Source organism: Streptomyces sp. NPDC058701 (assembly GCF_042715295.1).
Lineage (GTDB): Bacteria > Actinomycetota > Actinomycetes > Streptomycetales > Streptomycetaceae > Streptomyces.
In genome coordinates, this window is sequence record NZ_JBHXSY010000098.1 from 1 (window position 1) to 6,823 (window position 6,823).

General features: G+C 62.0%; 6 protein-coding genes. All 6 read left to right on the top strand.

Annotated features, from left to right (window positions below; translation table 11 throughout):
- The first annotated feature begins 448 nt into the window (after positions 1 to 448).
- Positions 449 to 1,225 carry a glucose-1-phosphate cytidylyltransferase gene (gene rfbF / locus ACFWW8_RS37745; RefSeq protein WP_386537263.1) on the top strand — a complete coding sequence of 259 codons (777 nt, stop codon included), beginning with the start codon at positions 449 to 451 and terminating at the stop codon, positions 1,223 to 1,225.
- Complete coding sequence (locus ACFWW8_RS37750; protein ID WP_386537266.1) at positions 1,222 to 2,274, top strand: NAD-dependent epimerase/dehydratase family protein; 1,053 nt, start codon at positions 1,222 to 1,224, stop codon at positions 2,272 to 2,274. The genes rfbF and ACFWW8_RS37750 overlap by 4 nt, the downstream gene beginning before the upstream one ends.
- Positions 2,267 to 3,496 carry a class I SAM-dependent methyltransferase gene (locus ACFWW8_RS37755; RefSeq protein WP_386537268.1) on the top strand — a complete coding sequence of 410 codons (1,230 nt, stop codon included), beginning with the start codon at positions 2,267 to 2,269 and terminating at the stop codon, positions 3,494 to 3,496. Before ACFWW8_RS37750 ends, ACFWW8_RS37755 begins: the two co-directional genes overlap by 8 nt.
- Positions 3,493 to 4,677, top strand: coding sequence for a class I SAM-dependent methyltransferase (locus tag ACFWW8_RS37760; protein ID WP_386537270.1), 1,185 nt, complete (start codon positions 3,493 to 3,495; stop codon positions 4,675 to 4,677). The genes ACFWW8_RS37755 and ACFWW8_RS37760 overlap by 4 nt, the downstream gene beginning before the upstream one ends.
- Entirely contained in the window at positions 4,674 to 5,825 is a 1,152-nt protein-coding gene (locus ACFWW8_RS37765) for a class I SAM-dependent methyltransferase (protein ID WP_386537273.1), read from the top strand. The genes ACFWW8_RS37760 and ACFWW8_RS37765 overlap by 4 nt, the downstream gene beginning before the upstream one ends.
- A 65-nt stretch (positions 5,826 to 5,890) precedes the next feature.
- Positions 5,891 to 6,748 carry a glycosyltransferase family 2 protein gene (locus ACFWW8_RS37770; protein WP_386537276.1) on the top strand — a complete coding sequence of 286 codons (858 nt, stop codon included), beginning with the start codon at positions 5,891 to 5,893 and terminating at the stop codon, positions 6,746 to 6,748.
- Positions 6,749 to 6,823 lie beyond the last annotated feature (75 nt).

Sequence of the window (6,823 nt, forward strand, 5' to 3'; positions counted from 1 at the left end):
AGTCGTCGTCCACGATCCACGGCCGAGTACTCACACACTCACGAACGGCCGAATCATCACACCGGTTACGCCCGACCAGGGCATCTCACCAAGATCCTGTTACGAGCTCTTACCCCGGAGAGGCAATGCTTGAAACGTTCAATTGAACAGGGCGGCAACCTCAATCCGGTCCCGGCTATCCACCAGCGCCGGCACCGCCAGCAACCGCACTGCCTCCTGCGCGTCCGGCGACCAGGCCCGCGCATCCCAGACCAGATCACTCGCACACCATCAACGAGCCTGGACTCAAAGCGTGGCGGATCTATAACTGAGTAGCAATTACTCAGGCATTTTTGGGTTGATGAAGCTAAGAGTATGACGAAATGGTAGGCTCCCTTTGTGCCTTGCAGCACTTGCCGACAGAATCGTAATCGATAAAAGAATTTTTGGACCCAAGGGGAGTATTTCCGTGAAAGTTGCGATATTGGCTGGTGGTGCTGGCAGTCGCCTCGGAGCACTCACTCGCGATCTACCCAAGCCGCTGGTTGAGATCGGCGGAATGCCGATTCTCTGGCACGTTATGAAACATTTCGACGAGTACGGTCTCAGGGAGTTCGTGCTCGCCCTGGGTTACCGCGGTGACGTGGTCAAGCGATGGCTTCTCGACTACGCACTGACACGGGGAAGTGTCACGTTTGATTTGGCCGAAGGCTCGATTGCACGACATCCGGCGGGGAGTGAAGAGTGGATCGTGCACGCTGTGGAGACCGGGCGGGGTACTGATACGGGTGGTCGTGTTGGCCGGCTGCGGGAATGGGTGGGGTCGAATACTTTTATGCTGACCTGGTGCGACGGAGTCAGCGATGTGGATCTTGGAGCGCTGCTTGCGTTCCATCGCCGCCATGGCCGACTAGCCACCATGACTGCGGTGAGGCAGCCGAGTGCGTTTGGCCGGGTGGCGATCCAGGACGCGGAAGTTACGCAGTTCACGGAGAAGCCCGCAGTAGATGATGAATGGATAAATGGCGCATTTTTCGTGCTAGAGCCGGGAATCTTCGACTATATCGACGCTGATGGCAATTCTTGGGAGCGCGACTGCCTGCCAGCGCTAGTACGAGATGGGCAGCTCATGGCATATCGCCACACAGGGTTCTGGCAGTGCATGGACACTGCCGTTCACAAAGCTTCCCTAGAAGAGATGTGGGCGACGGGGCAGGCTCCGTGGACTTCGGAGGGCACAAAGTGAAGGTTCTTGTCACTGGCAGCGAAGGTTATATCGGTACGGTACTGCTTCCTTTGTTCGCCCGGGCCGGCCACACAGTCAGTGGAATGGATATCGGCTGGTTCCGCGATTGTCTGCTCGGCGTGGCGGAAGAGCCTGTTGGCCCTGTGTTGCGGGTGGACGTCCGCGATGTCATCCCCCGCCAGCTGGAGGGGTTCGACGCGGTCATTCACCTTGCGGGGATCTCGAACGATCCCCTAGGCGATCTAAATCCTAGGCTGACGTACGACATCAACTCCGGTGGCACGGTTCATCTGGCCCGTATGGCCAAAGAGGCGGGAGTGTCGCGGTTTGTGTTCTCTTCATCGTGCAGTACTTACGGGGCGGCACTCGATGAGGAACTGCTCGATGAGTGGGCGCCCTTTCGTCCTGTGACCTGTTACGGGCGCTCCAAGGTCCAGGCCGAGGAGGCGCTGCTCAAACTTGCCGACAGCGACTTCACCCCAACCTTCGCCCGCAATGCGACCGCCTACGGCTACTCGCCTCGACTGCGCGGAGACCTGGCCGTGAACAATCTGGTTGGACACGCGGTCACTACCAGTAGCGTGCTCCTGCGCAGCGACGGGCGTGCCTGGCGTCCCCTGGTGCATGTCATGGACATCGCCAGGGCGATGCTCGCCCTGACGGAGGCGCCCCGCGACCTGGTGCACGGGCGCGCGTACAACGTCGGATCCACTGAGCAGAACCACCGCATTGAGGATGTAGCGGCCACGGTGGCGCGTCTTGTGCCCGGCAGTATCGTCCGGCGCGCGCATGGGGCGGTGCCGGACCGCCGCAATTACCGGGTGAACTGTAACCGCCTGCGGGATGAACTGGGATTCGCACCGCAGTGGACCCTTGAGCGGGGCATCGAGCAGCTTCAAACAGCCTATGGCGACCATCATCTGACCGAGCAGGCCTTGTCCGGTCCGCGCTTCCAGAGGGTTCGACACATCCAGGATCTACTGGCCGATGGTCGGCTGCGCGACGACCTGCGGCCCACTGTCCGAAGGGCGGCAGTGGGCCATGTCTGACACGCTTGACTGCCGGTCGTGCGGGTCCTCTTCCCTGGAGGTGTTCTTGTCACTGGGGGACCTTCCGCTCGCCGACGCACTGGTCACGGGGCACGAGGTCGCCAATGAAGCCCGCTACCCCCTGGACGTCGCGTTCTGTCACTCCTGCACTCTGGTGCAGATCTTGCAAAGCCTTCCGCCACGGAAGCTGTTCGTCGACAATTACTGGTACTTCTCGTCCGCATCACCGGCACTGATCCGGCACGCGAGACAGCACGCCCACGGTCTGGTGCGCGACCGACGGCTGACCTCTCGGTCACTGGTAGTCGAAGTGGCCAGCAACGACGGTTACTTCCTGCAGCACTTTGCCGAGCACGGTGTACCTGTACTGGGTATCGACCCAGCCCCCGGGCAAGCCGCAACAGCCGGCGCTGCTGGCGTACCAGTGCTCGAAGAGTTCTTCGATCAGGTGCTCGCCCAGAACGTACGGCGTGCCCACGGCCCAGCCGATGTGATCGTCGCCAACAATGTCCTTGCCCATGTTCCGGATCTCAACGGCTTCGTCGCTGGACTCCATGACCTGTTGGCTGACGATGGGATCATCACGGTCGAGAACCCCTACGTGCGAGACCTGCTGCAGCACAACGCCTTCGACACCATCTATCACGAACACTTCAGCTATCTCTCGTGCACCAGCGTGCAGCACCTGGTGCAGCGTCACGGCCTTTTCCTGAACCACGTGGAATACTTCCCGTGGCTGCATGGTGGCACCCTGCGCTGGCACCTAGGCCGGAAGGAACACCCAAGCGAACAGGTCTGGGCCTACCTCGATTCCGAGCGCCGCGATCTCCACCGGGTAGAACCGTACCGGCAGCTGGCCGACAGCGTTGAACGCCTGGAGAGGACGCTCCCGGCGATGTTGCGCGACCTGCGAGAGCGTGGGGCTCGCATCGCAGCCTACGGGGCCGCCGCCAAGGGCACCGTCCTGCTGAACCGCCTGGGCATCGGCCCGGACCTGGTGGACTTCGTGGTCGACCGCAATACGCACAAGCACGGCAAACTCATGCCGGGCCAGCACCTGCCGATCCTCCCCACCGAAGCCCTCCTGGAGCAGCAACCCGACTACGTGCTGCTGCTCACTTGGAACTTTGCCGAGGAAATCCTTGCCCAGCAGAGCGAGTACCGGCGGCGCGGTGGCCGCTTCATCATGCCCCTGCCGACCCCGGAGGTGCTTCCCGCATGACCTCGGCCGTTTGCCCCGCTTGTTCGCAGCCCAGCGTGCACAGTTTTGGCCGGATACCGGAAGTGCCGGTACACAGCTGCCGGCTGATGAGGGACCGAAACGAGGCACGCACGTTCCAACGCGGCACCATCGACCTAGCACTGTGCCCATCGTGCGGCTTCATCTTCAATACTTGCTTCGACGCCTCACTGTTGCAGTACAACGCCCACTACGAAGAGACCCAAGCCTTCTCTCCTCGCTTCCGGGCCTTCGCACGCGACCTGGCCACAACCTGGGTAGACCGCTACGGCCTCCGCGGCAAGACGGTGCTGGAGATCGGCTGCGGCAAGGGAGAATTTCTCGAGTACTTGGTCGACGCCGGTATCTCCCAGGGCACTGGCATCGACCCCGGCACTCACCCAGAACGAACGAGCGCTACGCATGCCGGCCGGATCTCTCGGATCATCGACACGTTCGATGACCGTTACGGACGTATTACGGCCGACGCAGTGGTATGCCGACACACCCTTGAGCACATCGCACCAGTGCGGGAATTTCTGCTGACCCTGCGGCAAAGCTTGCCCGCCGACAGCAATATCCCCATTCTGTTTGAGCTGCCGGACTTCGAACGTGTCCTGCACGAAGAAGCCTTCTGGGACGTGTACTACGAGCACTGCTCGTACTTCACCCGAACCTCCCTACAGCGATTGTTCTCCGCCTGCGGCTTCGATGTACTGGACATCACCCACGCCTACCAAGACCAGTATCTCCTCCTGGAAGCCCGGCCGCGCCTGACTCACTGCGCCTCGTCTCCACCCTCCGCCAACGTCGACATTGACGAGATGGCCGCTTTGGCCGACGCCTACCAGGCAGGCGTCCAACACCGCGTTCAAAGATGGACCACGAGACTGCAGCGGATGCAGGCCCAGAAACAAAAAGTAGTGCTGTGGGGCGCCGGATCCAAGGCAGTCGCTTTCCTGCACGCAGTGGGCAACGCCCACACGGCGGTAGCCGCCGCAGTCGACATCAACCCATACAAGCACAGCAAATACCTTCCCGGGACCGGCCATCCGGTGCTGGCGCCCGATGAGCTGGCCACGCTTCACCCCAGCCTCATAATCGCCATGAACGACGTCTATCTGGGCGAGATCGCCGAGCATCTCGCCCGGCTTGACCTGTCCTGCCCGTTGGAGTCCCTATGACGCTGCCGTCATGTCCTGCCTGCGGATCCCGGCGGGGACGCAGCGTCGCGGACCTCGGCACGCTACCGGCGCTCAGCGGCGTGCTCTACAGCGACCGGACCACCGCGCGAGAGGCTGTCACCGGGCGCATCATCCTGCAGGCCTGTACGTCGTGTGGCCACACATACAACAAAGCCTTCGACCCCGCATTGGTAGCCTACGACCGCCGCTACGACAATGCTTTGGATCACTCACCCGCCTTCAACCGATACGCCGAGACGCTTGCCGCTCGGCTGGTCGACAGCTGCGGGCTCGTCGGCGGCACCGCGATCGAGGTGGGATGCGGTTCAGGAAGCTTCCTGGAACTATTGTGCCAACACGGCACCGCCCGGGGCCTGGGCTTCGACCCCGCAGCACCCACCCGAAATGGCCCGGGCCCTGTCACCATCACCGCAAGCCCCCTGCCGCTTACTCTCGACGGCACCGCCGACCTGGTGTGCTGCCGACACGTCCTAGAACACCTGACTGACCCACTCCAGCTGCTGCACTCTGTGCTCGAAGCCACACGCCAGCAGCCGACCCCCTGCTACGTGGAAGTTCCCAACGGCACCTGGATCTCGAACGAATCTGGCCCCTGGGACGTCATCTACCCCCATGTCTCATACTTCACCGACACCTCGCTGCGCGCTCTGCTGAGCCGTGCCGGCGCCGATGTCCGGCAGCTGAACGTCGCTTACTACGACCAATTCCTGGCCGCCGAAGTCCTGCTGCCTGGCACCAGGACCGATGCACAGCTAGCCGCCCATCCGACCGATACCGCCACCACAGCTGCCCTACTGCACAAGCAACGCCGCGGCATCCTGCGTTGGGCGAAGAGACTGCAGCTACAGACCCCCGGCGAGCAGATCATCGTCTGGGGAGCCGGCTCCAAAGGCACGACCTTCCTCAATTTGGTAGACCCTGCTAGCAATCTGATCAGATTTGCCGTCGATCTCAACCCTTCTAAGTGGGGCTGCTACATCCCCCGCACCGGACACCAGGTGCTACCCCCCGAACATGCAGCCCTGCGAAAAGTGGACGAGATCATCGTGATGAACCCCGTCTACCAGAATGAAATCCGTCACACCATAACCAAACTTGGGCTGTCCCCCCGCCTCACCATGGTGTGAAGCGGCGGAGCATGCTGCCCACCATCTGCGGAACAACACCGCGTACCTGCGCTCCCGGAGTTCCCATGACCAACGGCCGCCCCCTCATTTCCATCGGCCTGCCCGTCTACAACGGTGCACGCTTCCTGGACGAAACCATTACCTCCCTACTGGCCCAAGACTTCAACGATTTCGAACTTCTCATTGCCGACAACGCTTCCACTGACGACACCACGCTCATCTGCGCGCACCACGCGCGCCAAGACAGCCGGGTCACCGTGCACCGCAACCCCCAAAACAAGGGCGCCGCATGGAATTACAACCGACTGGTGGACCTGGCACGCGGAAAATACTTCAAATGGGCCGCGTACGACGACCTCCTCCACATCAGTTTCCTATCCAGCTGCCTCACCCGTATGGAACAACAGCCAGACGCAGTCCTTTGCCACACCTGGGCTATCGACATAGACGAACACGGCCAGCCAATCCACTTCTACCGTCCTGCCCCCTGTGCCGACCACCCCCATTCCGGCCGCCGCATCCGCGACGTCCTGCGCCACGGACCATGTGGCTTCGAAACCTTCGGACTCATTAGGCACGACCTGCTCCGCCGCACAGACCGCATCGGCCCCTACCCCGGATCGAACCGTGTTCTGCTCACCCAACTAGCCGCACTAGGCAGATTCAGCCTCATCTCCCAAGAACTGTTCCTACACCGCGAGCACTCGGCCCGCTCTGAGCATGTCCATCGCTCCCTCCGTGACCGCAGTGCCTGGTTCAGCCCCCAGACCGCTCCAGCCACCCACCCTCACCTCACCGTCATGGCCCGGCAACTGAGCAGCATTGCGCGAGCTTCCCTGCCCGCCATGCATAAGGGAATCGGTGCAACTGGACTGCCGAGGGCCGCCTTCCGCGAAATCCAGACCTGGCGCAGCCTCGGCTGAAGCGCCGCCCCAACGATCGCGAGCGTGTCTGAAAGATCGTGTAAGTCCGTGATGTGGAAGCCTGGCCCGGGGCTC

Coding starts and splice junctions, on each gene's coding strand:
- ACFWW8_RS37755 (WP_386537268.1), top strand. CDS start 2,267: ATGTCTGACACGCTTGACTGCCGGTCGTGCGGGTCCTCTTCCCTGGAG.
- ACFWW8_RS37760 (WP_386537270.1), top strand. CDS start 3,493: ATGACCTCGGCCGTTTGCCCCGCTTGTTCGCAGCCCAGCGTGCACAGT.
- ACFWW8_RS37765 (WP_386537273.1), top strand. CDS start 4,674: ATGACGCTGCCGTCATGTCCTGCCTGCGGATCCCGGCGGGGACGCAGC.
- ACFWW8_RS37770 (WP_386537276.1), top strand. CDS start 5,891: ATGACCAACGGCCGCCCCCTCATTTCCATCGGCCTGCCCGTCTACAAC.